Origin of the sequence: Sphaerisporangium melleum (assembly GCF_014646695.1) — a bacterium.
Classification (GTDB): Bacteria; Actinomycetota; Actinomycetes; order Streptosporangiales; family Streptosporangiaceae; genus Sphaerisporangium; species Sphaerisporangium melleum.
On sequence record NZ_BMNT01000157.1, the window covers coordinates 1 to 547 of the forward strand.

Annotated in this window: 1 protein-coding gene; it reads right to left on the minus strand. The window is 61.6% G+C overall.

What is annotated here, in order from left to right; genetic code table 11:
• On the minus strand, nt 1-524 hold a 524-nt coding region (lepB, locus tag IEY93_RS37625; protein WP_189167905.1), incomplete at its 3' end, for a signal peptidase I.
• Nucleotides 525-547: the final 23 nt, after the last annotated feature.

The following is a 547-nucleotide window of genomic DNA, read 5'->3' on the forward strand; positions in this document are numbered from 1 at the left end:
TACGCCTTCTCGTCCAGTGGCACGCCGTTCACCGTGATCCGGCCCTTGGCGTCACAGCACTTCACCGTGTCACCCGGCAGACCGATCACCCGCTTGATGTAATCCTTCTCCCCCGGAACCACACCAAAAGCCGTACCCACCCACCGGAAGAACCCCGCCACCGGATTCGACGGCGGAGGCAACTCCACCTCATTGGCCCACGAATCAACCCCGGAGAACACCACGATGTCACCACGCTCGATATCACGCGTGTGATACACCAGCTTGTTCACCAGCACCCTGTCATTCACCAGCAGGGTGTTCTCCATCGACTCGGACGGAATATAGAACGCCTGGACCACGAAACTCTTGATGATGAGCGCCAGCACCAGCGCCACCACCACCAGCACCGGAAGCTCCCGCCAGAACGAGCCCTTCTTCGCCTTACCGCCCTTACCAGCCGGTTTGGTGTCTTCCGCGACCACGTGTACCTCGTCCTCGACGGGGCGGCGCGGCCCGCCTGCCCCCTGGCCATCGCTAGTCATCGCTGTCGAGCCTAAATGATGCA